The following is a 25313-nucleotide window of genomic DNA, read 5'->3' as shown; positions in this document are numbered from 1 at the left end:
TGAAAGCCACTACGCGTTAGCGCTTCACTGTTTCCTCAAGAGAGAAGCGTCCCAGTGGGTTTTGTTGGAAGTGCTCGATGTTCTTGCGCGAAATATTGATGTACGGGCTGTAGTAGAGATCGATCCAGTTGACGTCCTGCTTGGCGATCGCCTGAAGGTCGGTATACATCTGCTTGCGCTTGGTCGGGTCCACTTCTACCCGCGCCGCCGCGACCAGATCCTTGACCTTGTCGTTCTTGTAGCGGGTCATGTAATTCATGTTGGTGTCATGTCCCAGTACGAAGGTGGTCTTCTGGTCCGGGTCGAGGATGTCGTTAGTCCAGTACATCACGGACAGATCGTAATCGCCGTCGATCAGCATTTGCCAACTCTGGGTTGGGTCGACTTTCTGCAAGGTGGCTGTCACGCCAACGGCGGCGAGCTGTTGCTGGACCAGCACGGCGATCTGCTCGTCGGCTTCATTGCCCGCATTGACCACATAGTTGAGCTTCAGGCCTGAGGCGCCTGCATCCGCCAGCATTTTCTTGGCTTTTTCCGGGTCGTACGGGCGCTGCAGATTATCGGCATTGTGATAAAGCGCGCCTTTAGGGATGTAGGAATAAGCCACCTGGCCATGGCCGAAGGTCACGGTATCGACCAGGGATTTTTTGTTGATCGCAAGGTCCAGGGCCTGACGTACTTCAGGCTTGCCCAGCAGTCCGTGCTCATGGTTGATCAGCAGATGATCCTCGCGGGTGGAGGGGTCCATGTGTACGACCAGGTTGGGATCTTTCTTCAGGGTTTCGACGCGCGAGAAGGGCACGAAGATCGCCGAGTCCAGTTCACCGGCCTGTACCTTCAACATCCGCGTATTGTCATCCGGGATGGAGATCCATTCCACGCCATCCAGGCTCACCTTGTCGGCCTGCCAGAAGTTGGGGTTCTTCTCCAGCACCACGCGATCACCGCGTAGCCACTCCTTGACGATAAAGGCGCCAGAGGCAACGGGGTCCTGGGCATAGGCTTCCTCACCCATTTTCTCCATGGCCTTTTGCGACAGGATGGAGACGTTGGGCAACGCCAGCTGCGCGAGGAAGGGCACTGAAGGGCTCGTGAGTGTCACCACCAGTGTCTGCGGGTCGGGTGCTTGGGCCTTGTCGATAATCTTGTAGGAGTCGCTCCACAGCGACCCTTTGTTGTCGCGGATGCGCAACAGACTGAACGCTGCATCGCTGGCGGTAATCGGTGAACCGTCGGAGAACTTGGCCGAGCGTAGTTTGAAGGTATAGGTCATGCCATCGTCGGAAACCTGCCAGCTTTCGGCCAGCCCCGGTACCAGCTTGGTGCCAGTGTTGTCGACGCGCACCAATACGTCGTAGACATTGGAGAACACCCAGTTATCACGGTTCTGCGCGCTTTTGATCGGGTCGAACGTCGTACTTTCTTCACGGCAACCGATGGTCAGCACGCCTGCAGCCTGGGCGACACCGGCTGCCAGTGTGCAAACGGTCAACGTCGCGGCGGTCAGCAACTTCAAATGTTTCGATCGCATGGTCAAACTCCCTATTGATGAATGTTTTTTAGAGCAATGGCTCTCCGAGCACACAGCTATAACGATGTCCATTGATGTCATGGATGGGGGGCGGCGTTTTCGCGCAGATGGGTTGTGCATACCGGCAGCGCGGGTGAAAAGCGCAGCCGGATGGAAGGTTCAGGGGGCTGGGTGGCTCGCCAGGCAGGGGTTCGCTCAGCAAAGGTCGAGTCGGGTCGATGTGTGGAATGGACTGGATCAGCGCGACGGTATAAGGATGCCGCGGGTTGCTGAACACGGCCTCCGTGGGTCCTTGCTCGACGATCTCGCCGAGGTACATCACGGCGACCCGATCACAGAGCCGCCGAACGATCGCCAGGTCGTGAGCGATGAACAGAATCGCCAGGTTCATGCGCTGTCGCAGCTCCAGCAGCAGGTTGATGATCTGGCCCTGGATGGAAACGTCCAGCGCGGCCACGCATTCATCGGCGATGATCAACCGTGGTTCGATGGCCAGTGCACGCGCGATCCCCACACGTTGGCATTGACCGCCACTCAACGAACCCGGTTTGCGGTCGGCCAGCTCCGGTCGCAGGCCGACCAGGTTCAGCAGTTCATCGACCCGCTGGCGAATCAGCGATGCAGGAATCGCACAGCGCACTCGCAGCACTTCAGCCAGGGTGTCGCCGATGCTCATTCGCGGATTGAGGGCGGTATAAGGGTCCTGGAAAATCATCGCGGTTTCGTGGCGCAGTCGCTCGATGTCGATCCGCTTGCCTTGAGCCATATCCACGCCATCGAACAGGATTTGTCCGGCGCTGACCTCAGTGAGGCGCAAGATGGCCCGACCCAGGGTGCTCTTGCCACTGCCCGACTCCCCCACCAGCCCAAGCACCTCCCCGGGGGCCAGGCTCAGCGACACACCGTTGACGGCTTTCACCCATTGCCTGTGGATCCCGAACGGACCACTGCCAGGGGCGGCGAAGCGCACCTGCAGATCCTTCACGTGCAACAAGGTCATGACGAGGCACCCACTGGCAGCGGGTAATGGCAGGCGACCCGGTGTGCCTCTGCCGTGACTTGCATCTGTGGCAACAGCCGCGTGCACTGGCTGCCCTGCTGAAGGCAGCGTGGGTTGAAGCGGCAACCGCTGGGCAGCGCATCCAGCAGAGGAGGCTGGCCGGCGATGGTTTTGAGCATGGCATGGCCGGCGCTGGTAGCCGGTTGGCAGTCGATCAGGGCCGCCGTATAGGGATGTCGTGGGTGAGCCAGCAGATCAAGTTTGTTGCCGTGTTCGCAGAGCCGACCGGCGTACATCACTGCGATGGAATCACAGGTCTGGGCGACGATCCCCAGGTCGTGGGTGATCATGATGATGGACAGCCCTCGCTGGTCGCGCAAATCCAGGAGCAGGCGCAGGATCTGTGCCTGTACCGTGACATCCAGGGCGGTGGTCGGCTCATCGGCGATCAGCACCTGGGGGTTGCAACCCAATGCCACGGCGATCATGGCGCGTTGACGCATGCCACCGGAAAACTCATGGGGATAACTGTCGACCCGCGTTAGCGGATCGGGAATGCCCACCTGGCGTAACACATCAATGGCCTTCGCCCGTGCTTCACGTTTGGACGCTCCCTGATGCAGGCGTATGCCCTCGCCGATCTGTTCGCCGATACGCATCAACGGGTCAAGATGACTGCCGGGATTCTGAAAAATCATCCCTAATCGCCGACCCCGTATGCCCCGCATGCTGGCTTCATCCAGCGATAGCAGATCCTCACCGGCAAGGCGCAGGGCCTTGCCCTGGACCCGCAGGTTTGCAGAGGGCAGCAAGCGCATCAAGGCCCGGCAGGCCATCGTCTTGCCTGAGCCGCTTTCACCCACCAGACCGAGGATTTCGCCTTCGGCCAGGTCAAATGACACACGATCCACCAGCGTGACTTCGCGCTCACCGTGGCCGGCGATCACGCTGAGGTCCTCGACGTGCAGCACCGGTGTGCTCATGGGCGTTCTCCGAGGTGCTCGGCGACACCGTCGGCCAGCAGGCTGAAGCCCATGGCCAGGGTGACGATCGCCAGTCCCGGGAAGGTGCAGATCCACCAGGCGTTGGTGATGAAACTCTGGCCTTCGGCGACCATCGTGCCCCACTCGGCGGTGGGTGGCTGGACCCCCAGGCCGAGGTAGCTGACCGCCGCCCCATTGAGCAATACCAGTACCGCGTCGGACATGGAAAACACGATCGAACCGAACATGGCATTGGGCAACAGGTGCCGAAACAGAATGCGTCCATGACCGAAGCCCAGGCTTTTGGCCGCCAAGGCGAAATCGCTTTGCTTGAGCACCAGGATCTGCGAACGGATCAGCCGTGCATAGGACACCCAACCCACCAGGGCCATCGCAATATAAAAGCTGCCCAGGCCGGGGCCGAGGATGGCCATGATTGCCAACATCAGCACCAGGAAGGGGAAGGCCAGGATAATATCGATCAGGCGCATGCAGATCGTGTCGAACCGGCCACCGATATAGCCGGCCAAGGCGCCGACGCAAGTGCCGATCAAGAACGGGAAAACCACCCCGATCACGGAGATCTGCAAGTCGATGCGCGCGCCCCAGATCACTCGGGAAAGAACGTCGCGACCGAAATTGTCCGTGCCGAACGGATGGGCCAGGCTCGGCCCCAACAGGCGGATATCGGTGTTCTGGGCAATCGGATCGAAGGGCGCGACCCAGGGGGCGAAGAGGGCGAGCAACAGCCAGCCAAACAGAATCGCCAGGCCGAGCACGGTGGCCAGGCGACCGTTGCGCAAGCCGAAACGCAGCGCAAGACGCCAGGTAGGACTGAGGGTTTGGCCGCTCATCGCATGTTCACCCGCGGGTCGATCATCACGGTCAGCACATCGGCGAGGAAGTTGACCGTGACGGTGGCGAGGGCCAGCACCATGGCCACGCCTTGGACCACCATGTAGTCGCGGGTAAAAATGCCGCGTACCAGCAATTGGCCGATGCCGGGAATGGCAAACAGACTTTCGATGACCACCGTGCCGCTGATCAACCAGCCGATGTTCACCGCCAGCAGGTTGACCGCCGGCACCAGGGAGTTGGGCAGCACATGCCGACGAAATATCGCCCGCTCGGACAAGCCCCGGGCCCGTGCGGCGGTGGCATGATCGGCTTGTAGCTCCATGAGCATGCTGGCGCGCAGATTGCGTACCAGCACGGCGGAGAGTGCCAAGGCAATGGTCAGGCACGGCAAAACCATGTGATGCAGTTTGTCCCAAGCGGTGCGTCCATAGCCTGAGACCGGGAACAGTCCCAACTGCACACTGAGCAGCAGGATCAACATGATGCCTAGCCAAAACGCCGGCATGCCGAGCCCTGCCGTGGTAAACAGGCGAATCAGGTGATCCTGCCAACCGCCCTTGTTGCGTGCCGCCACCGTTGCCAGCGGCACGGCAATCAGCAGCGCCAGCAGCACGCTGCCGAGCACCAGGAACAGGGTTGGCTCAATGCGGGTACTGATCAGCTTCAAGGCATCGACTTTGTAGAGCAGCGATTGGCCGAGATCGCCTTTGAGCAGGTTCTTGAGAAAGTAGAAGTACTGCATCCACAACGGCTGGTCGAGACCGTACTGGGCACGAATCCTGATCAGCGCCTCTGGCGTGCTGCGCGAGCCCAGCAGGGCCCGGGCGGGGTCTCCGGGGATTGAGCGCACGAGCACAAAGGTGATCATGCTGATGCCAAACAGCACCGGCAATAGCTGTAGCGGGCGCGACAGTATGAAACGGTAGCGCGCCAGGTTCATGGGCTAGTTCCGGTGGCGGTGCAGAAAATCCAGCAGGACTGGGAAATAGGCGTGGGGCTCTTCGTAGAACGGCATGTGGCTGCTGTTGGGGAACACATTCAGTTGTACATCCTTGAGCGCCATTTTCATGCGCATTGCACAGGCTGGCGTCAGTTCATCATGTTGACCGGTGGTAATCAGCACGGGCATTTCGAAGCCGGCCATCTGCTCGATGCGATTCCAGTCCTTGAGATTGCCGGTATAGAGAAATTCGTTGGGGCCCTGCATGGTCATGTAGGGCCCCATGTTCCAGTCGCCCAGGGAACGTGTCACCGGCGCTGGCCACTCGTCCAGACGGCAGACATGACGATAGTTGAGCAGGGTGATGGCCGCCTGGTATTGCGGATGATCCAGGGTGCCCGAGGCTTCATGGCGCTGCATCATCGCGACGGTCTCACTGCCCAGGGCGGCCCGCAGACGCTCCAACTCCAGGGACAGGTGAGGAATATCGCCGGCGGTATTTTCCAGGATCAGGGTTTTCAGCGATTGAGGGTGATGAATGGCGTACTCGATCGCCAGCCAGCCACCCCAGGAGTGCCCCAGCAGGTGCACTTTGCCCAGGTCGAGGGCTTGGCGGACGGTCTCTACCTCCGCCACGTAACGGGTGATGTCCCACAGGGATTCGTCAGTAGGCCTGGCCGAGGCGCCGGTGCCCAACTGATCGAAAGCGATGACCCGCAAGCCCTTTTCCTTGAGCCAGCCATGGCTGTCACGCAGATAATCGCAAGGCAATCCCGGGCCGCCATTGAGGCACAGCAGCACCTCGTCGCCGTCGCCAAAGCCATAGGCCACCAGGCGATGACCATCGACTTCCACGTCGTACCGCTGGTCTGGCTCGATCTCACGCCACATCATTGCTCTCCTGCTCAGGTGCCGCTCTGGCTAAACCTTACCGAGGAAGCTACGCGCCCATAAGCTAGCAATTCTTATAGGTTTGATCTGGCATTCCCTCGCTCAGGCGTGGCATTCTACTTGCACGATTTCAGGATTGAAATTAATAAGGGAGCTGAATGGATGCAGGCCAAGCTGTCTGACTTCAATACCCGTCTTTTGTCTGGCAGGAGCCTGGACGAACAGATGGATAACACCCTGGGGATGGTCCAGGCGCTAGGCTTTGAAGCCTTGGTGTACGACTACAGTCCGGTGCCGCTGGATCATGATGGGGCACTGATCACCCCGACTGTGCTGAAGTTGCGCAATACCCCCCGTGATTGGCACTCGCTCTGGTGTGAAGAAGGTTATTACCAGATCGACCCCGTCCAGCATCTGGCAATCAATGCCATTTCTCCTTTTGTCTGGTCCTATCGACCGGAGGCCGACACGGTGCTGCAGCCGTTCATCGGCCAGAGTCATGCACCGGTCGTGAGCTACCTGCAGGATTCGCGCATGACCTGCGGCGTGACGGTGCCGATGCATTTGCCCAAAGGTGGCTTTGCGACATTGACCGGGCTGCGCGCCGATACGAAGGGGAGCACCCTGCAGGATGTCCGGCAAACGCTGGGCGACTTCAGCCTGATTTCCCATGCCCTGCAAGAGGCGGCTTTTCCGCTGCTCGGCAAGGAAGCCCGCGCATGCCCGGTTCGCCTGACCAAACGCGAGCGTGAGTGCTTGAGGTTAGCCGCTGACGGGTTGACGGCGGCGGACATCGCCAGGCAACTGAATCGCTCCTTGGCCACCATCACCCTCCACCTGACTTCTGCAATGCACAAGCTCGGCGCCAGGAATCGGGTCCAAGCCGTGGTCAGGGCGGTGCATTATCGGTTGCTCGATAGCTGAAATCGGGCAAAAACCTATCTGTTTCTCTAGTTATTCCGCCAGCCAGTCCCCGGTATCGTGTGCGGCAGGATTTCTAGGGAGCGGCATGAAATGGATCTTCCCGTAACGCACGAAGGCTTTGCGCCTTTTGGTCCGTATCAGACCTGGTATCGCATCACTGGCGATTTCAGCAGCGGCCGTACGCCGCTGCTGATCCTGCATGGCGGCCCGGGCTGTACACACGATTATGTCGATGCCTTCAAGGATATTGCCAACAGTGGCTATCCGGTGATTCATTACGACCAACTGGGCAATGGGCGTTCCACCCATCTTCCGGAAAAAGACCCCTCGTTCTGGAACGTGGCGCTCTTTCTCGATGAGTTGGCGAACCTGCTGGATCATCTGGGCATTCGCGATAATTACGCCCTGTTGGGGCAATCCTGGGGCGGCATGTTGGCCAGCGAACATGCGGTGCTCCAGCCCGCGGGCTTGCGCGCGTTGATTATCGCCAACTCCCCGGCGGACATGTCCACGTGGCTCCTTGAAGTCAATCGCTTGCGCCAGCTTCTACCCATTGAGGTGCAGCAAACACTGCTCAAGCACGAGCGGGCTGGAACCTTGACGTCTACCGAGTATTTTGAGGCCGCTCGGGTTTTCTATGACCGTCATGTCTGCCGTGTCACGCCCTGGCCCGATGACGTTGCCCGTACCTTTGCCCAGATCGATGCCGATCCTACCGTTTATCACGCCATGAATGGTCCCACCGAATTCCATGTGATCGGCAGCATGAAGGACTGGTCCATTACCGATCGCTTGCCTCGGATCAGCGTGCCGACCCTGCTGATTTCAGGCCGATACGATGAAGCGACGCCGTTGGTGGTCAAACCCTATGTGGATCATGTTCCCGACATTCGCTGGGCGTTGTTCGAACACTCCAGCCATATGCCCCATATCGAGGAGCGGATGGCTTGCATGGGAACCGTGGTGAGTTTCCTGGATGAGTGTTTGTAGGCGTCTGCGCAATCCGAGCAGTCGTTTTTGTTGTGTTTTTCGACGCGTCCTGTGAGACGCGTCTCTTTTTTGAGTGGAAAATTCCCGCTCTCTTGAACCGAAAGCGATATGCAGGGTCTGGTGTGCGCGTAGTTTTGCGCATCAGCAACGTGAGTGTTTCATGAGGTAAGCCGGCATTCGGCTCTTCGTTCGCTCACGAGCTTGCTGTCATTTCTGTATCGAGGGATCGAACATGTTCTCACCCGCCCTGTGGGCGAGGTCGTGCCTGGCTTTGCTGTGGCTGTCTCCGCTAACGCTTGCTTACGCTGCGCCAACCCCTGGTGACACGGACCTGATCCGTGAACGTCAGGATCGCCTGCTCGAAGAGCAACGTCGGCGCCTGGAAGAACTCAAGGACCTGCCCGGCAAGGAGGCGAAGCCGACTCAGCCGACGGCCCCTGTCGATACCCGTTGCTTCCCGATCAAGACCATCGAGCTCAAGGGCGCCGATGCTTTGTCCGATGCGGAGCGCGAACGCCTGCTCAAGCCTTACATCGGCCAATGCCTGGGCGTGCCGCAGCTTAACGAGCTGCTCAAAGTCATTACTGACCATTATCTCGACAAAGGCCTGGTCACCAGTCGCGCCTACTTGCCGCAACAGGACCTGTCCAGCGGTCACCTGCAAGTGCTGGTCGTCGAGGGCCGCCTGGAAGGCTTGAAAGGTGCCGAGAACAGCCAGTTGTCGGATCGCGAGTTGGCGATGGCCTTTCCCGGCAAAACCGGCGAACTGCTCAACCTGCGTGAGATGGAGCAGATGGTCGATCAGCTGAACCGTTTGCCGTCCAACCGTGCACAAATGGAACTGACGCCGGGGCAGAACATCGGCGGCAGCGAAGTGCGGGTCAATAACACCCCGCAAAAGCCTTGGCGCGCCGGCCTGTCACGGCATAACGACGGGCAGAAAAGCACCGGCGAGCAGCAATGGGGCGCCTCCCTGGACTGGGACAGCCCCTTGGGCCTGGCCGACCAACTGGCCTTGCGCGGCGGCCACGATGCCGTCAGCGATCACCAGAAAACCTCGCGCAACGGCATGCTCTATTACAACCTGCCGTTTGGCTGGTGGAACCTGAGCTACACCTACAGCCAAAGCGAATACCGCGCCGTGGGCCAGGCCAACGGCTTCAATTTCAAGCAGGGCGGCGACAGCCAGAATCATCAGGTGCGCCTGGAGCGGGTGGTCCATCGTGACGCGGTGAGCAAGACCTCACTCAACACCGGCCTTTCGTACCTGCGCACCAACAACTTCATCGAAGACAGCAAGCTTGCCGAAAGCAGCAATCGCATCAGCGAGGCGCAGTTCGGCATCAACCATGGTCGGCGGATCGGCAATGCCTTCGTCAACCTCGACCTGGGCCTGCAACAAGGTATCGGTGCTTTCGATGCCCAGGGCGATCATGAGCCGGGGCCGGGGTTGCCGGATGCGCGCTACCGCAAATACACCGCGACCCTCAGCTATTTGCAGCCCTTCATGCTGGGCGGCGAGTCCTTCAGCTTCAGCAGCCTGATGACCGGCCAGCGCAGCGAAGACGTGCTGTTCAGCCCCCAGCGCATGAGCCTGGGCGGCCTGTCGTCGATTCGTGGCTACAAGGACCAGACATTGTCCGGCGACAGCGGCGGTTACTGGCGCAACGACTTGCGCTGGAGCCGTCCGGTGACATTGGAGTGGCTGCGCCCGGTGTTTGCCGAATACGGCACCAGCCTCGGTTATGACCAGGGTGTGATTCGTGGCGATCGCTACAACGGTGATCAGCACGGGCGCATGTCGAGCAACTCGCTGGAGCTGTTCGCCCGCGGTGAGCACCTGAACGCCAGCGTCACCTTCGCCCACTCCCTGGAACGTCCGGATGCCCTGACCGAGCGCGAAGCGCCGATCTACTTCCGCGTGGATGTATCCATTTAATTTCTGCTGCAACGAGACCTGATCATGGACGACCGCCAACACGCCTTCCTGGCCCGCCAGCCTTCTGCTGCCCTGCAAAACCGCGACGCCTTCTGGGGCATGCCCAAGCGCGGCCTGGCGTTCCTGTTGGCCAACGTCATGTTCTGGCAGCCGATGTGGGCCCAGGCGGGCGGCATCGTGGTCAGCGCCCCGGGCACCAGCCTCGGCCAGGCCGGCAATGGCGTGCCGGTGGTCAACATCGCCAAGCCCAACGGCAGTGGCCTGTCCCACAACCAGTTCAAGGACTACAACGTCGGCAGCAACGGCGTAATCCTCAACAACGCCACCAACCCGGCCCAGGCCACGCAACTGGGCGGGATCATCCTCGGCAACCCGAACCTCCAGGGCACGGCCGCCACCACCATCCTCAACGAAGTCAACGGCGGCAACCCGAGCCAACTGCGCGGCTACACCGAAGTGGCAGGGCAGTCGGCCCACGTCATCGTCGCCAACCCCTACGGCATCAGCTGTAACGGCTGCGGTTTCATCAATACCCCAAAGGCGACCCTGACCACGGGCAAGCCGATCATCGAAAACGGCCAGGTGAGCCGCTATCAGGTGGACCAGGGCAGCGTCGCCATCGAAGGCGCGGGCTTGAACGCGAACAACGTCGACCGCTTCGAAATCATCACCCGCAGCGCCAAGATCAATGCCGAGATCCAGGCCAAGAACCTGACCATCGTGGCCGGGCGCAATGACGTTAATGCCAATACCCTCAACGCCACTGCCCGGGCGGACGACGGCAGTGCCAAGCCCGAATTGGCCATCGACTCCTCGGCGTTGGGTGGTATGTACGCCGGGGCGATCAAACTGGTGGGCACCGAGGCCGGAGTCGGGGTGAAGCTGGACGGCAAGATGGTTGCCAGTGGCGGGGATATCCAACTGGATGCCAATGGGCATTTGAGCCTGGCGCAGACGGCTGCTGCCGGTGCCATCGACATCAAGGCCAAAAGTCTGGAAACCCAGGGGCAGGTGTACGCCGGTAGCCGCCTGGACGTGAAGACCCAGGGCGACCTGACCAGCCAGAACAACCTGGTGGCGCGCGACAGCATTCACCTCGACAGCGGCGGCACGCTCAGCAACAACGGCATCATCGAAGCCGGCGTCAATGCCGATAACAGCCGCAATACCACGGGCGATGTCACCCTCACGGCCAAGCAACTGAACAACGGCGGCAAAACCGTCATTGCCAGTCGTGACCTGAACGTGACCACCAAGGCGTTGAACAACCAGAGCGGTACGCTCAGTGGGCAGCGCAAGACCACCGTCACCGGCAACGCTGTGGATAACCGCAACAAAGGCCGCATTCTCGGCAACACCGAACTGCACCTGACCGCCGATCAGGTCCTGAACAGCCAGGGCGGCCTGATCAATAGCCAGGGCCTTCTGACGGCCAACCTGGACCATCTGGAAAATAATGCAGGCGAATTATCCAGCCTGAACAGCGCGACGCTGATCCTCGGCAGCCTGGACAACCTGACCGGCCTGGTCATGGCCGGCAAGAACCTCGACATCACCAACAAGGGCGCGATCAACAACCAGGGCGGTGAACTGTCCAGCCAGGGCGTTGTGACCGTGCGCACCGGCAGCCTGGACAACAGCAACAAAGGTACTGTCGCCGCCAATGGCAAGTTGCTGGTCAGTGCCAGCGACTCGGTGAAAAACGCCGACAAGGGCCTGATCGCCAGCCGTGAAGGCGCACTCGAACTCGATGCCGCCAGCCTGGACAACGCCAGGGGCACGCTGCAAGGCAAGGGCCTGGTGACCGTGGATGTCGCGGGCGATATCGACAACCAGGGCGGCAGCATCATCGCCCAGGACGCCAAGCTGAGTGTCTTCGCGAGCAATCTGGACAACCGCGGCGGCGTGCTGTCCAGCGTCAAGGCCGCACTGGAAGCGCGCACCACCGGCGTGCTGAGAAATGGCTATGACGTGAACCGTCGGGGCGGCACGATCCAGGCCCAAGGACTGAATATCCAAGCCTTGGCTGGGCTGTTCAACGATGGCGGGCGCCTGGCCGCGCAAGCGGGCGATATCGTGATCAGCAACGCGGGCGCGGATATCGACAATCGCAGCGGCGGGATGTATGCCACCGGCAAGGTCCAGGTCATTGGCCGGGACATGGACAACAGCGGCGGCGGGCAGGTCAGCGCCAGTCGCATCGACTTTGACCTTTCGGGCGCGCTGAACAACAACGCGGGCATCATCGAAAGCCAGGACAGCCTGGATATCCTGGCCGCCAGCCTGAGCAACCAGAAGGGCCAACTGCGCACCCTGGGCAAGAACAGCACCACGGCGTTCAACATCGGTGGTCTGTTCGATAACAGCGACGGCACCCTCGAAACCGCCAGTAATGATGTGGACTTCGACACCGGCAGCGTCCAGAACGTGGGTGGCAAGCTGCTGCACACCGGCCTGGGACTGTTTGGCATCAGCCAGGCCAACCTGGGGCAGGCGGGTGGGCAACTGGTGACCTACGGCAACCTGACGGTGACGGCCGACAGCTGGACCAACAGCACCGCGATCCAGGCCGGGCACCTGGTGGTTCGTGTCGACCAGTTGACCCAGACCGCTACCGGCCAGTTGCTCAGCGCCAACAGCATGGAAGGCCGTGGCAGCAACTGGCGCGTCGACGGCCTGATCGGCAGCGATGGGGCGATCGACCTGCAATTGACTGGCGCCTACGCAGGCAACGGCCGCTTGAGCAGTCTCGGCACCTTGGGCCTCAAGGCCGCGCTGATCAACCTGGAGCAAAACGGCAGCATCGCCGGCGGCGGCAGCACAAGCCTCGTGGTCGATGGTGTCCTCAACAGCTACGGTCGCCTGACCTCGGCGGCGGACATGAACGTCACTGCCGCCACGATCAACAACTACGGCACCCTCGGCAGTGCCGGCGCGCTCGGCGTATCGACCGGCGACCTGCTCAACGAGCACGGGTTGATTTTCAGCGGCGGCAATACCAGCCTGCGCGTCAATAGCCTGACCAACCGCTATGGCGATATCTACAGCCTCGGTGACCTGAGCATCGATCGCGACGGCCTCGGCACACTTGCCAGCCGCATCCTCAACAGCTCCGGCACGCTGCAGAGCGACGGCAACATGCGCCTGGCGGCCAGCACGATCGACAACGTCCGCGAGGTCTTGACCACCCACGACGCCGGCATCTACACCGCCTCGATCAGGGAAGTGGCCTGTATCGAAGGGGTCAACGCCGGAGACTGCAGCGGCGGCAAGGAAAACCACGTCTGGCAGATCATCCAGCGCGACAAGTTCGAAGTCACTGCAGCCAGCGCCGCCTCCAGCATCACCACCGGCGGCAACCTGGACATCCAGGGCGACACCCTGACCAACCGGAGCAGCAGCATCGGTGTCGGCGGCGCATTGACCGCCAACCTCGTCAGCCTGAACAACATCGGCATCGAGACCGGCGAGACCGAAACCTCGCGCACCTTCATGTCCGAGCGTACGCGCAGCCCAGGTGGCTGGCGCGCCGCCGCCAATGACTTCACCAACAAATACTGGTTGCAGAGCCCAGGCTATAACGCCAATGACCTGGGTGGCCTCGAGGCAGCGATGAGCCGCTTCATCGGCATAACCGAACGTGAGCTCCCACAGTTCCGCATCCAGACAAGTACCACCGATAACCAGACCTACGCCGCGATTATCCAGGCCGGTGGTGCCATCGACATTCCTACCCAGGGCGACCTCAACAGCGGCGTCGTGCGTGGCGGCTACAACTACGTCGGCGCCGGCCCGCGCACCGATACCCAGGCTGACAACGTTTTCTCCACCCGCGTCAGCGTCAATCGGCAACTGCCCCCGAACCTGACTCAGCAACAGGTCGATCCGCTGGCCTTGCCGGGCTTTGACTTGCCGACCGGGCAAAACGGCCTGTTCCGCATGAGCGGCGACGGCTCGACCACGCCGACCCAAGGCTCAGGCCTGACGCAAGTGCGCGGCCTGCCGGACCGCTCGTTCCGGACCAACCCGCAAAAATACCTGATCGAGACCAACCCGGCGCTGACCGACATGCGCCGCTTCATGAGCTCGGACTACCTGCTGACGAACCTGGGCTACGACCCCGACGTCGCCGCCAAGCGCCTGGGTGACGGCTTCTACGAACAACGCCTGATCCAACAAGCCGTGATCGCCCGCACCGGCCAACGCTTCCTCGACGGCCAGACCTCCGACGACGGCATGTTCAAATACCTGATGAACAACGCCATCGCCAGCAAGGACGCACTGAACCTGTCCTTGGGCGTCAGCCTCACCGCCGAACAAGTCGCGGCCCTGACCCACGACATCGTCTGGATGGAAAACCGGACGGTGAACAACGAGCAGGTGCTGGTGCCGGTGCTCTACCTAGCCCAGGCCAACAATCGACTGGCGGCCAATGGCGCGTTGATCCAGGGCGCCGACGTCAGCCTGATTGCGGGTAAGAACCTGAACAATGCGGGCACCTTGCGTGCGTCCAACAACCTGAGGGCGACGGCTGGCGACAGCTTGGTCAACAGTGGGTTGATGGAGGCGGGTGGTCGGCTGGATGCGTTGGCGAGTAATAACCTGACTAACAGGGCGGGTGGGGTGATTGCTGGGCGGGATGTCAGCGTTGTGGCTTTGACTGGCGACGTGACTAACGAGCGAACTGTTACCACCCACGAAAGCAGCAGCGGCTACCGTACTGAACGCGCCGACTTCATCGACAGCGCCGCCCGTATCGAAGCGGCCAACAACCTGACCATCAGCGCAGGGCGTGACATCAATAGTGTTGGCGGCGTGCTGAAAAGCGGCGCCGACACCACCCTCAACGCCACACGCGACGTCAATCTCATCGCCGCCGAACGCATCAACAGCGGCACACGCGGTCGGCATCGCGACCAAGACATCAAGCAATACGGCTCCAGCCTCGACAGCGGCCGCGACGTGATCGTCAACGCAGGTCGCAACCTCACCGTTGTCGGCAGTCAGATCGATGCCAAGCGCGACGTTGCCATGGCTGCCGAGGAAAATCTGACCTTCGCCTCAGCAGCGGATGAGCAGCACTCGTACGGCAAGAGCAAGAAGGTGACTAGCCAGGAGGATCACGTCAGTCAGGTGGCCTCGACGGTTAATGCGGGGCGCAACGTTGTAATGAGCGCGGGGCAGGATTTGGCGATGATCGCCAGCAAGGTCAGCGCTGCAAACGAGGCCTATTTCGTGGCGGGTGGCAAGCTTGAGCTGCTGGCTGCGCAGAACAGCGACTATTCGCTGTATGACATGAAGAAGAAGGGTGGTTGGGGGAGTAAGAAGACTCAGCGGGATGAAGTGACCGATGTGAAAAACATCGGCAGTGAAATCACTACCGGGGGCGACCTGCGATTGGTCAGCGGCGGCGACCAGCGGTATCAGGTGGCGAAACTGCAGAGTGGCAAGGACATCACGCTGGACAGTAGCGGTTCTATTACCTTCGAAGGCGTGAAGGACCTACATCAGGAGAGCCACGAGAAGACCGACAACAACGCGTTCTGGGTCTCGTCCAAGGGTAAGGGCAAGACCGACGAAACCTTGCGTCAAAGCCAGTTTATTGCTGAGGGCAGTGTTGCGATCAAAGCCGTCAACGGTTTGAAGATCGATATCAACCAGGTCAATCAGCAAACCGTCAGCCAATCCATCGATGCGATGGTCAAGGCTGATCCGCAATTGGCATGGCTCAAGGACGCGGAAAAACGTGGTGATGTGGACTGGCGTCAAGTCAAAGAGATCCACGACAGCTTCAAGTACAGCAACTCCGGCTTGGGGCCGGCTTCGCAGATCATCATCGCCATTGTGATGGCGGCAGTTGTTGGCCCAATGGCGGCCGGCGCAATGGGAACCGCGACTGGAGGGATGGTTGCCGCCGGAACAATTACGGCGGAGACGGCTGCTGGTATTTCCGCCGCGGCAGGCGCCGTTGCAGCGGGAGCTGCAACAAACGCGACCGTCAGCGTTGTCAATAATCGCGGCAATCTTGGCGCCGTGTTCAAGGACGTGACTTCTTCGGATGCAATGAAGGGGTATGCCATTGCAGGCGTTACAGCAGGGCTGACGGCTGCATATTTTGATGGGTGGACTGGAACTGAAACGAGTACGGCAACTGAGAAAGTCGTCACGTCGAGCCCGCTGAACACTTGGAGCGGTGTGGGTCAGTTTGCAGCCAACCAAGGGCTACAGAACGGCACTTCCATGTTGCTGAGCAAAGCGCTTGGGCAGGATGCGAGTGCGGGTGATGCGCTGAAAAACGCCTTGTTCAACACCTTGGCGGCAGCCAGCTTCAACATGGTTGGCGACTATACAAAGAACGTATTCGCCGACGGCTCGACACCGAAAATTGCGATTCACGCAATGGTGGGTGGTTTGCTGGCCGAGGCCACTGGCGGTGACTTCAAGACTGGGGCGCTGGCGGCAGGTGCGAGCGAGGCTCTAGTCACCCATCTGGATACGTTGGTTAAAGGCAACGACAACCTACTGACGATGAGTTCTCAGATCGTCGGCGTGGTGGCGGCTGCGGCGCAGGAGGATACGGACGCGGCCAAGTTGGATAAGGGGAGTTGGATTGCAAGGAACGCGACGCAGTATAACTTCTTGAACCATCGTGATGTTCAGGAGCTTAGTGAGAAAGCCAGGAACTGTGATCTCGACGGGTCCTGCGACGCTTTGCGCGCGGACGCGAATGCCCGAGACGCGGCAAATCGCCAGCGGCTTCTGGATTGCCAAAAGTTTGGCAATTGCCCCCAAATCCGTGCAGAAATAGATGCTGGCTCTAAAGCCATAGACGATCTGGTTACTACATTACCGGAAGGAAAGTCTGCTGAGATTCTAGGACGGTTTACTGGAATAAGTGGCGGAAATACCCGCGATTGGACTACAGCCGGTCAGCTTCATATTGAGCAGGTAGCTCAAATGTTTGTTGACGGAGACACAGGGTGGGCGCCGTCGTTTGGGCAGTGGCTGGATCAGTCGGGGTTTAGCCCTTTCTCCATCAATGCGCCTGGGTTGTCGGCCACGGTCGTGCCGGGGGGAGTCAGGACAAGTACGTCTTTACCTGCGGATAACGGGTATTTCGATGTTTTTCCAGGAAATATTGGAAAACCTCCTGTTCCTCCGGTTGTAACTGCGGAGGGGAAGATTGGCGGAGCAATATTTACTGATTTTAATCAAACTGCTCGCCCAGCTTCACAGGCTGATGCTAGTCAGCCAACCTTGATATCTGATCGTGTAACTGCTAAGGCTGAAGTATCTGGGAAGAGTCTACCAAATGGAAATATGGCCGATGCTCATGCAGAGATAGGTGTGATACAACAGGCGTATGCGGCTGGAAAGACTTTGGGGGCAGGCATGGAACTTACTGTCTCTGGCAAAGCGGTTTGTGGGTACTGCCGAGGAGATATTGCTGCAATGGCGGAAAGGTCCGGGCTTACCTCTCTCACAGTTAAAGAGGTCGCGACCGGAAAAACTTTATATTGGCAGCCTGGAATGCGGGCTCTGAAAGAGGGGAATAGGAAGTGAGGTTTTCTCTGTCATGGGTTGTTGGGTTTGGGAGTGAGTGTCAGGGGAGTAGCGCTAAAGAGCCCTCTTGGAGTGACATTGAACTTCATTTAAGAGAAGTATGTGATGCCTCTGGTTCAGTTACATTGGAACTTGCGGATTTTAATGGGTTTGAGCTGTTGAGCTTGCAAGTTGTTGCGGATGGTGGGGTGTATGCAATGACTTTAGGTGAGGATAATGGGGAGGATTATATTGTTCGGTCTTATCTTGGAGGCGGAAGTGCAGGGAAGGTGGTTTATATCCTAGGGGACGCTGTTGATGCCTCAGGCGTTTGCTTGGATTCAGAGGTCGTAGTAGATGTATTTAGACAGTTCTTTGAGGGAGGGCGAGTATCGCGAAGCCTAATGGCTTGATTTTTATAGCTGAAGCGGGACAGAAAAAGGGGACGCCCATTAGCCGGTCTCAAGTCAAGGCTAAAAGCCAACTCGCCCTGCAGCTTTTAACTGCTGGGATCTCCCTTGCCCCAACCTGCCTGGTTGAACCCGTCGTACCCGGTCAAAAGGGGGCAGATTTATTTTATGAGAAGCAGAGAGGGCAGGCTTATTGGATTGCTCGGTGCTCTCAGCGAAAAGGGGACAGATTCTGAGGGATCCCCACAAATCTATTCCAATGTCTGCGCCTCTTGATGTACCTCTGCTCGCAACGCGTGCTCAAGTCTCTCCAAAGTTTTTCGAGAGTTTGAGCCGCGTCCGCTACGCCAGTATTCCAAGCCCAGCCGCCATAGCGATAACACTCGTCGGCGTTTAAGGCTATTGCTTTGAAAACGGCGCTCATGCCCCGCCTCGCGGGCCTGCAACCCCGTTAAACAAATGATGTAATTAGCCAGAGCCGAGATCAGCAAAAGTACTTCGATTCGGCGTGGGCAGTGACTCCGATGGCGAGTGACGCCTACGCCAAAATACTCACTTTTTACATCTCTGAAGCCTTCTTCTATCTGCATGCGCTGTTTGTAAATGGCCACGATTTTCGATGGATTCCATTGATCCTCCGGCAGATTGCTAGCCAATAACCAGGGCTCTCGTTCACGATTGGCCGATTGCCTGCTGAGTTTGTTTTTGGCGATTGATCCGGTGACACGCTGGTGTTTGCGACCTTTTGCCGAATGCCTGACGCAGTACAGATGAATGATGTGCGGAGCGCTTTGGGTCATCTCGATCCGCCCCAATGACTTCGGTGAGGACGATGCCAGAGCGTAGAGGTTTTTAACGGGTAGCCAAGTGTCTGCGTCGGCTCGGTAGAGATCCCGGTTACGCACGCGTCCCACGTAATACCAGCCTTGCGCCTCGACGGCTTTGATCCATGGCCGGCGAAAACCTGCGTCAGCCACAATGGCGAAAAAGGGACAGATTTATTTTATAAGATGCAGAGATAGTCGATTTATTGGCTTGCTCGGTGTTCTAAAATAAATCTGTCCACTTTTTTACAGTCCCCTTTTTTACACGGGATGGTGGTAAAGACTTTGTTCCTCGTTGGCCGCAAGACCACGCCGCTGTCGATCCATACAGAAAACCAGGATACTAAGAAATGACGGAAACGCTTTCTTCAGCTTTTCAACGTACACGAGGGGCACCTGTTCAAGTAGGTGAGCGTCTTGTGTACCCGATCTTTCAAAAAAAAATTAAAGCAGGTCGAAGCAATTTTTTGGCTCGAAGATTGAAGTCATCCATGCCGCCTGTAGCTGGTTTACGTTTAAAAGTAGTAAGAGGTGAACTGGAGGTGAATGACCAGCGTCACTCTGAAATTATTCTATGGGAAGATACTAGCCCGGAGTCTGTTTTTTTTTCGGTGCTATCCAAAACAGATTGCGAATTAAAAATTTGGAATGTATGGCGTGCGAACGACATTGTTCAGGCCTGGGTTGGAAATGCAGGGATGGTAATCAGTGAGGAAGGTCGCATAATAAATTTGGAATGTAGTGGAGGTACTGAAGCAATAGACTTTTCTACTTTGGTGTTTCAAATAGAGTCTATTGATTAAGATTTACAACTAGGTAAAAAACCACTGCAAACGCTGTAGGAAGCATTTCGCAGAGTCGTGATGCCGCGACGGGACTTCTGAGTACTCAGTTGGCCAAGGATGTGGCAACCGTAGACTTTACGAACATGTTTGATCACGCGGATCCGAAAAGGGGACAGATTTATTTCATGAGGTCAGAGGGAGTGGGTTTGTTGGCTTACTCGGTGTTTTAAAATAAATCCCCTTTCTCTGGTGAATATAATGTCAAGGTGATTGTTAAAGAGTTCAAGTGAGGCCTTAAAAGATGAAGCGGTTCAAGTTTGTTTTTGATGTCGAGTCGATCAGTGGCTTGCAGATGCTTGTCTTGGTTGAAGAAGTTTTAAATAAGTTTTCCTCTCCTGCGGTATTTTTTCTGCATGGGATTAAGGCTGATATAAAAGCACTTGAAAAGAAAATACTGCAAAAAACATGGTCTAGTGGTTTGGTGTCTGGTGGGTTTGAGATCCGATTCGGGTTGCTTCCAGCCCTGGGTTATTGCTTTTTGGTGCTAGAAGAATTAGAGAGCCATAACAATACTGAACTGGAAGAGAAAATAAAGCCGTTTCTCTGCGTGGAAGGTTTTATTCAGGCATGGGTTTCTGATGTTGAATATGATTTTTGGCAGAACGCTACAGACCCTCTAGAGTATGAAGGCTCAGGTCGCTCTCTTTCAGGTCTTCCAATGAGATCTAATGAGTTGCCTCCTCCATTGGATCAGATGGAAGTTGATATATCAGGGAATCCTGGCCGTAACGTGCCCAGGCAAGGATATATTGAGGCAATTGGAAGTACTATGTGGCTGGGTAATCTGTTCTGGGACAGAGTTGGTGTGGATAGACTTGTCAGTATTTCGTTATTGGAACGTCAGGGGGTTAAAGTTTATGAGTGTGGCAGGTTTTTTAAAGTGGTAACCTCTGATGAGGTTTTTTCTGATGATTCAACGTTAGAAAAGCAACGCGCTCTCAGGCAGATTTTATTTCGAAAAAAGGACTGGTTTATTTTGTGATGTGCAGAGGGAACATACTTATTGATTGTGCTCGGTTTATAAATAAATCTGTCACCTTTTTTCGAAGCTGAGATAATAGTTAATGGGCAATAAAGAGGCTCTTAAGGTCATTGTCAGTATGATGTGGGTGAAGAAAGCCTCAATTTTTCTTTTGTTGCTTGATTATGCTCTACGTAATCTTGACTCGGCGGGCGGTACCCAAGAAAAATGTCAGGAGGCGGTTGATAGATGTTGGCTATGGCTGTCTAATCGAGAGGTCAGTGCGGGTGAGTTAGCATCTTACCTAGACTCCGAGGAAATGCAGAGCGGACCGTTGGCAGAAGAAAATTTTGCATCTGAAAGCGTAGAGCAAAATAGTTTGATTTTGATTTTGTTGGTGGTCGGTTTTTTTGCTAATAAGGCCTACAAGGTTGCAGGGCTACAAGAGCAAATGTCTGAGTCAATATGTGAGGCGGACGAGAGTTCCACTGTATATATAGTTGACTATATTGGTCGGATAGGTTTGTCTGGTGTGTTGAGTGTTTATCTATCTGCTGAAGCTGAGCTTTAAGCGAAAAGAAGATAGGTTTAGTTTGTGAGCGCAGAGATAACAGGCTTGTTGGCTTGCTCGGTATTGTAAAATAAATCTGTTCCTTTTTTGCCTGGTTTATTTATCTTGCTGATGCATAAGAATTTTTTCTGTTTCCTTTTTAAGTATCAATGATGCGCTTGGAGCATTCATGAAGAAAACAACGCTGCTAATTTTTGGCCTGATTCTGACGTTATCCGGCTGCAAGTCCAACGTCCGGGACTCTTCTCCTAACCTGCTTCGCGACGGTATCCAACTCCAGCAGAAAAAGGTTGTCGTCGATGCGCAGCACGCCAAGGTGATCATGAAAGCGACGGGCAATGTCGTCCCGGTGGAATTTGCAATCAGGCGAGCGTCGGACCCAGACCGGCGTATGGATGTGCAGGGGACAGTAGTGGATTCCGGTCGCGGCAAAGTGTTCGGCTGGATTGCCAAGCTTAACGAAACGGCCCACAGCGCGACCTTGAAGCATTTCCCTCAGTTGGAAGTGCAAGCTGATCCCGATCAGCCATTCGAGGTATCGGGTTACGCCACCGGCGAAAGTATCAACCGCGGCTATCGTTGCGGTCCGATCAGCACCATTTTCACGCCGGAGAAGGGCAAGGTTTATCTGGTGGAACTCCAGTTTGTGGGTGGGGGTTGTGAACTGCAAGCCTATGACATCACGCAGCCTCAGGAGCGTATTCCTGTCGTAGGTAGCGCACAAAACGGTGGCTTCGCCAACGCAGTCCCGGGTTGCAAGTCGGCAACGGCCTCGGTGAATAATCAGCCGGTCACGACACAGTTCTGCATCAAATCCATCATGCTCCAGCCTTCGCAGTATCGCGTTAGCGTCAACGACCAGACTGTTTTCAGCGGTACCGATTACGAGCGCGTTGCTTTTGTAAAAACCGTTAAGGAAGGGGCCGTAACCGGTGGTTGCAATGAAATGATCGAGGCGCAGGCGGGCACTACTCAAAAGCCTGTCGCCTTTAAAGACCTGCCAGCTGATTTAGTAGCGGGCTGCCACATTACTGCGGACGCTGAGGGCAAAGCCCAACCGTTTAGCAAAGATGAAGCCTGTGACAAGGTGTTCTACAAGGCCATGATGCCGGTTTTAGGCAAGGTAGTACCCGTCGAGGTGGCACGGCAATGTGTCGTCAAAATAGGGGCCCAGACAGTATTTGAGGACCGTTTCAGTTTCTGACTTAAGATTTGAGACGCGTTTATATGAGGATGTGGTCCTCCATAATATTTTCGGTTGTTTTCGTTGCTAATTCTGTATCTGTATACCTAAGGAGTAGTCAACGAAAAGGGGACGGATTTATTTATAATGTGTAGAGAGCGTGGGCTTACTGGCTTGCTCGTGATAAATAATCCGTCCCTTTTTTGCGCTCAGTTCTGACGCTGATCGGCGTGCCGAGGTCTTGGGAACCGTGATCGATTCCGGTCGTGGCGAAGGCATGGTTGTGTTGGCGCTGTTTGAGGAGATTTTGCGCAATTGTGGCGCAGTTCTTGACGAACTGCGCCACAGCTCATCGCAGCAGATGGATGTAGTCGCTCCCGGCGGTCGGGACTACGTTATGGCCACAAATAAAACCAATGCTGTCCCGCTTAAATGGGGGGCATTGGGTTATCGACCAATCTGGCAGATTGACTCCCTAGCGCTTCCAGTCCTTCACCACATCATCGATGGCGGCAGTGGCAATGTCTCTAACGGATCGTGAAACGGGCGACCCCAAGGTCGCCCGTTTTCATTTACTCAGCCGCCTGCGCCCGCAACCGTCTCCCAATCACATCCATCACATCACACCCATCACGCAGCGATATCGTCAGCATTTTGCAAAGGTCGGAGAGCATCAGCGTGTCAGAGTTGATTTCCGAACGGAACGCGATGTTTTCCAGCAGTTGAGTCACGGTGCGGATGCGGTAGTCGGCGGTTTCGAAGAGGACGTCGAGCGGGGCTTCGGTGTCGATGAGCAGGGTGGCGGGAGTGCAGTCGATGCCGGTGATGGGCATGTATCGGTTCATGGGTAGTACCTCATTCAATTGAAAGGAGCTACCTCGTTAATAGGGTCGCCAAACCCGAGTCGCCATTAGGACGACGACGGAATATAGGCCGCCTTGTCCGGGTGCTACAAGACGCCGCTTTCCGAGCTTGATGTAGGACGTTTAGCCTGTCAGCGGTGGTATTTCGTTACGTTGGTTTTGGGCTGCCAACGGTGGCTAGGGTTTGCTTCCGCTTGGGTGCGGAGCGTTCACAGAAGGGGCTGCTGCGCGGCCCAGCGGGAGCAAGCTCCCTCGCCACAGGGGATTTGAACAGCCTTTAGGTGGGTGAGCTGTCCAGAGGGGCGCCGTCGTTGATCTCCTGCTAGAAATCTGTAATTCGGAGCAAGGCCGGGGGATCTCGTTTTCCGTCTCAATAGCCTCTTCAGCGAGGCTCTTTTTTATGCTTCCCTTATGGCCACTTTTCTCTTTCGCAGCCTGCCCAGCGCTCGCCCACTTCGGACTCACAGACCGTGCACAACCCCACCCGCAATGCGCTGATCGCCCAACTCGCCGATAACCCCGATGACATTGCCGCGCGAGCGTCGCTCTATCGCGATCTGCTCGACGCCGGAGAGGCGTCAGTGGAGGGAGTACGCGTTGCGGCGGGGCTGTGCGATCCGGCGGCTAACGTCGTGATTGCTCAATTGAACACCACGGCACATACCAATCGCCCCGGACCATTGCTGGCGCAGCTTCGCAACCTGCCGGTCGATCATCTGGAGTTGGATAACGCCGAGCCGGCGTGGTGCGATGCCCTGGCTGGGCTGCCCTTGCGCACGCTGGTGCTCAACAGCCCACGCTTCAGCTGCGATCAAAGTGTATGGCGGCGCTTGCCCGGCCTCGCTCTCGAGAACCTGGAAATCAGCGGATTCTCCCGAGACGATAACGCCACCAGCCTGCCTTCCCTCGAACGGCTGCGCCGGCTGACGTTAAGCACCTACGGCGAAGACTTCGACGACAAGATTCTTCAACACCTTGGCAATAGCCCGCTGCAGGAGTTGTCGCTGAACCGATGCGATGACGTCACCGACGATGGCCTTCTCGGGCTGTCAAACCTCAAGTTGCGGTCACTCACGATGGAACGCGTCGGCGAGCTGACTTCCCGTGGGATGGCGCATTTATGCAGTCACCCCCTTGAGCAACTGTCCCTCGGCTGGAGCAGCGCAATCCTGAAGGACCCTGCATGGCTCTCCCGCCTGAGCGCATTGCGCTCCCTGAGCCTGGATCAATGTTACGCAACGGACGCCACGCTTCACGCCATTGCGGGGCTGCCCATCGAACGGCTTTTGCTCTCGTCTTCGTATGTTGGCGAGGACGATCTTGAGGCTTTGGAGGGCATGCCGCTCGCCGACCTGGATCTCAAATCTTCACGGCAAGTCATCGAGCGGCTCGATGTGCTGCACAGTTTTCCACTCAAGCGCCTGGGGCTTTCCGATGTGCAAGGCATCGATGCAGATACGTTGAGCGATCTGCGCGGTTTGGAGTTGGAGTCCCTGGACCTGTCATTGAACGACCTCACTTGGAAGGAACTGAAACAACTCGCTGGCCTGCCACTGAAGCGACTGAATCTCAGCTTTTGTCGCGGCGTGGATGGCAAGGTTCTGCGCAAGCTCGTCGAGTTGGGCTTGCCGTTGGAGCAACTTGAAATAAGCGGCCTGGATCTGCGCGATGCCGATCTGGCCTGCTTGCGTGATCTGCCGCTGCGGCGCCTGGGTTTGTATGACAGCCCTTGGCTCACCGACGCTGGGGTGGCCCACCTTGCTCGGCTGCCGTTGAGTGCTCTGACGATTTCGGCAGATCCCGGGGAATCGCGGATTACCTCAGCCGCAGTGCCGGTGTTGGAGCAATTGCCGCTGCACACATTGGCGTTGCTGAACTGTTCCGGGATCAGTGCCGAGGGTTGGGATCGGCTGGTCAGGTTGCCAGCTCGCGTGATGGGGCCAGGTATATAGGCTGACGCTAGTCACTTATCGTCCTGGCGCAAAAAGCGCTTGCGGCAAACGCGTGGTGTCTTTGTATGCCCAACAAAAAGCCCAGCTATTTTGCTGGGCTCAAATT

Annotated in this window: 18 protein-coding genes and 1 pseudogene; 11 read left to right on the top strand and 8 right to left on the bottom strand. The window is 57.4% G+C overall.

The features are described 5' to 3' along the window. Positions 1 to 16 precede the first annotated feature (16 nt). The 6 genes from BLO97_RS17040 to BLO97_RS17015 are packed head-to-tail and all read right to left on the bottom strand — an operon-like array spanning position 17 to position 6203. Positions 17 to 1531, bottom strand: coding sequence for an ABC transporter substrate-binding protein (locus tag BLO97_RS17040; RefSeq protein WP_092224405.1), 1515 nt, complete (start codon positions 1529 to 1531; stop codon positions 17 to 19). 28 nt (positions 1532 to 1559) lie between these two features. Further along, entirely contained in the window at positions 1560 to 2531 is a 972-nt protein-coding gene (locus tag BLO97_RS17035; RefSeq protein WP_092346958.1) for an ABC transporter ATP-binding protein, read from the bottom strand. Further along, positions 2528 to 3514 (bottom strand): ABC transporter ATP-binding protein, encoded by a 987-nt coding sequence (locus BLO97_RS17030; RefSeq protein ID WP_092146209.1) that lies wholly within the window; start codon positions 3512 to 3514, stop codon positions 2528 to 2530. Before BLO97_RS17030 ends, BLO97_RS17035 begins: the two co-directional genes overlap by 4 nt. Beyond that, positions 3511 to 4368, bottom strand: a complete 858-nt coding sequence (locus BLO97_RS17025) for an ABC transporter permease (RefSeq protein ID WP_092346955.1) — start codon at positions 4366 to 4368, stop codon at positions 3511 to 3513. The genes BLO97_RS17030 and BLO97_RS17025 overlap by 4 nt, the downstream gene beginning before the upstream one ends. After that, positions 4365 to 5312: an ABC transporter permease gene (locus tag BLO97_RS17020; protein ID WP_072340935.1), complete on the bottom strand. Its 948-nt coding sequence runs from the start codon at positions 5310 to 5312 to the stop codon at positions 4365 to 4367. The genes BLO97_RS17025 and BLO97_RS17020 overlap by 4 nt, the downstream gene beginning before the upstream one ends. A 3-nt stretch (positions 5313 to 5315) precedes the next feature. Continuing rightward, on the bottom strand, positions 5316 to 6203 hold the full coding sequence (locus BLO97_RS17015) for a proline iminopeptidase-family hydrolase (protein WP_063323041.1): 888 nt from the start codon (positions 6201 to 6203) through the stop codon (positions 5316 to 5318). 162 nt (positions 6204 to 6365) lie between these two features. Between BLO97_RS17015 and BLO97_RS17010 the strand changes: the two genes are divergently transcribed. From BLO97_RS17010 to BLO97_RS32345, 5 genes are all read left to right on the top strand, one after another. Further along, positions 6366 to 7127: a LuxR family transcriptional regulator gene (locus BLO97_RS17010; protein WP_063323040.1), complete on the top strand. Its 762-nt coding sequence runs from the start codon at positions 6366 to 6368 to the stop codon at positions 7125 to 7127. A gap of 90 nt (positions 7128 to 7217) precedes the next feature. Beyond that, entirely contained in the window at positions 7218 to 8117 is a 900-nt protein-coding gene (locus BLO97_RS17005) for a proline iminopeptidase-family hydrolase (RefSeq protein WP_092224397.1), read from the top strand. A gap of 232 nt (positions 8118 to 8349) precedes the next feature. Then, a complete protein-coding gene (locus BLO97_RS17000) occupies positions 8350 to 10056 on the top strand; it encodes a ShlB/FhaC/HecB family hemolysin secretion/activation protein (protein ID WP_092346952.1) in 1707 nt (568 codons plus the stop codon). 24 nt (positions 10057 to 10080) lie between these two features. After that, positions 10081 to 17619, top strand: a complete 7539-nt coding sequence (locus BLO97_RS16995; protein WP_139197700.1) for a two-partner secretion domain-containing protein — start codon at positions 10081 to 10083, stop codon at positions 17617 to 17619. Then, positions 17616 to 18011 carry a DUF6911 family protein gene (locus tag BLO97_RS32345; RefSeq protein ID WP_371914660.1) on the top strand — a complete coding sequence of 132 codons (396 nt, stop codon included), beginning with the start codon at positions 17616 to 17618 and terminating at the stop codon, positions 18009 to 18011. The genes BLO97_RS16995 and BLO97_RS32345 overlap by 4 nt, the downstream gene beginning before the upstream one ends. Positions 18012 to 18259: 248 nt before the next feature. On the opposite strand, the pseudogene BLO97_RS16990 reads toward BLO97_RS32345, so the two are convergent. Continuing rightward, positions 18260 to 18988: pseudogene (locus BLO97_RS16990) on the bottom strand (IS4 family transposase); the annotation flags it as partial. A gap of 194 nt (positions 18989 to 19182) precedes the next feature. Between BLO97_RS16990 and BLO97_RS31045 the strand changes: the two are divergent. The 5 genes from BLO97_RS31045 (at position 19183) to BLO97_RS31040 (ending at position 22933) form a co-directional block, all read left to right on the top strand. Then, positions 19183 to 19635, top strand: coding sequence for a hypothetical protein (locus tag BLO97_RS31045; RefSeq protein ID WP_139197698.1), 453 nt, complete (start codon positions 19183 to 19185; stop codon positions 19633 to 19635). Positions 19636 to 19918: 283 nt separating this feature from the next. Beyond that, positions 19919 to 20659: a hypothetical protein gene (locus BLO97_RS16985; protein WP_092346949.1), complete on the top strand. Its 741-nt coding sequence runs from the start codon at positions 19919 to 19921 to the stop codon at positions 20657 to 20659. A gap of 82 nt (positions 20660 to 20741) precedes the next feature. Then, entirely contained in the window at positions 20742 to 21209 is a 468-nt protein-coding gene (locus BLO97_RS16980) for an Imm6 family immunity protein (protein ID WP_092346946.1), read from the top strand. 169 nt (positions 21210 to 21378) lie between these two features. Next, complete coding sequence (locus BLO97_RS16975) at positions 21379 to 22413, top strand: hypothetical protein (protein WP_092346943.1); 1035 nt, start codon at positions 21379 to 21381, stop codon at positions 22411 to 22413. 229 nt (positions 22414 to 22642) lie between these two features. Next, on the top strand, positions 22643 to 22933 hold the full coding sequence (locus BLO97_RS31040; protein ID WP_139197697.1) for a hypothetical protein: 291 nt from the start codon (positions 22643 to 22645) through the stop codon (positions 22931 to 22933). A 31-nt stretch (positions 22934 to 22964) separates the two neighbouring features. Here the strand turns inward: BLO97_RS31040 and BLO97_RS16970 are convergent, their stop codons facing one another. Continuing rightward, positions 22965 to 23237, bottom strand: coding sequence for a hypothetical protein (locus BLO97_RS16970; RefSeq protein WP_092346940.1), 273 nt, complete (start codon positions 23235 to 23237; stop codon positions 22965 to 22967). Between the two features lie 488 nt (positions 23238 to 23725). Between BLO97_RS16970 and BLO97_RS16965 the strand changes: the two genes are divergently transcribed. Further along, the gene (locus BLO97_RS16965; protein ID WP_092346937.1) at positions 23726 to 25207 is read left to right on the top strand and encodes a hypothetical protein; all 1482 of its coding nucleotides are present in this window, start codon (positions 23726 to 23728) and stop codon (positions 25205 to 25207) included. Positions 25208 to 25313: the final 106 nt, after the last annotated feature.

The organism is Pseudomonas sp. NFACC05-1, assembly GCF_900100135.1.
Lineage (GTDB): Bacteria > Pseudomonadota > Gammaproteobacteria > Pseudomonadales > Pseudomonadaceae > Aquipseudomonas > Aquipseudomonas fluorescens_Q.
This window is presented reverse-complemented; position numbering and strand designations above follow the sequence as displayed.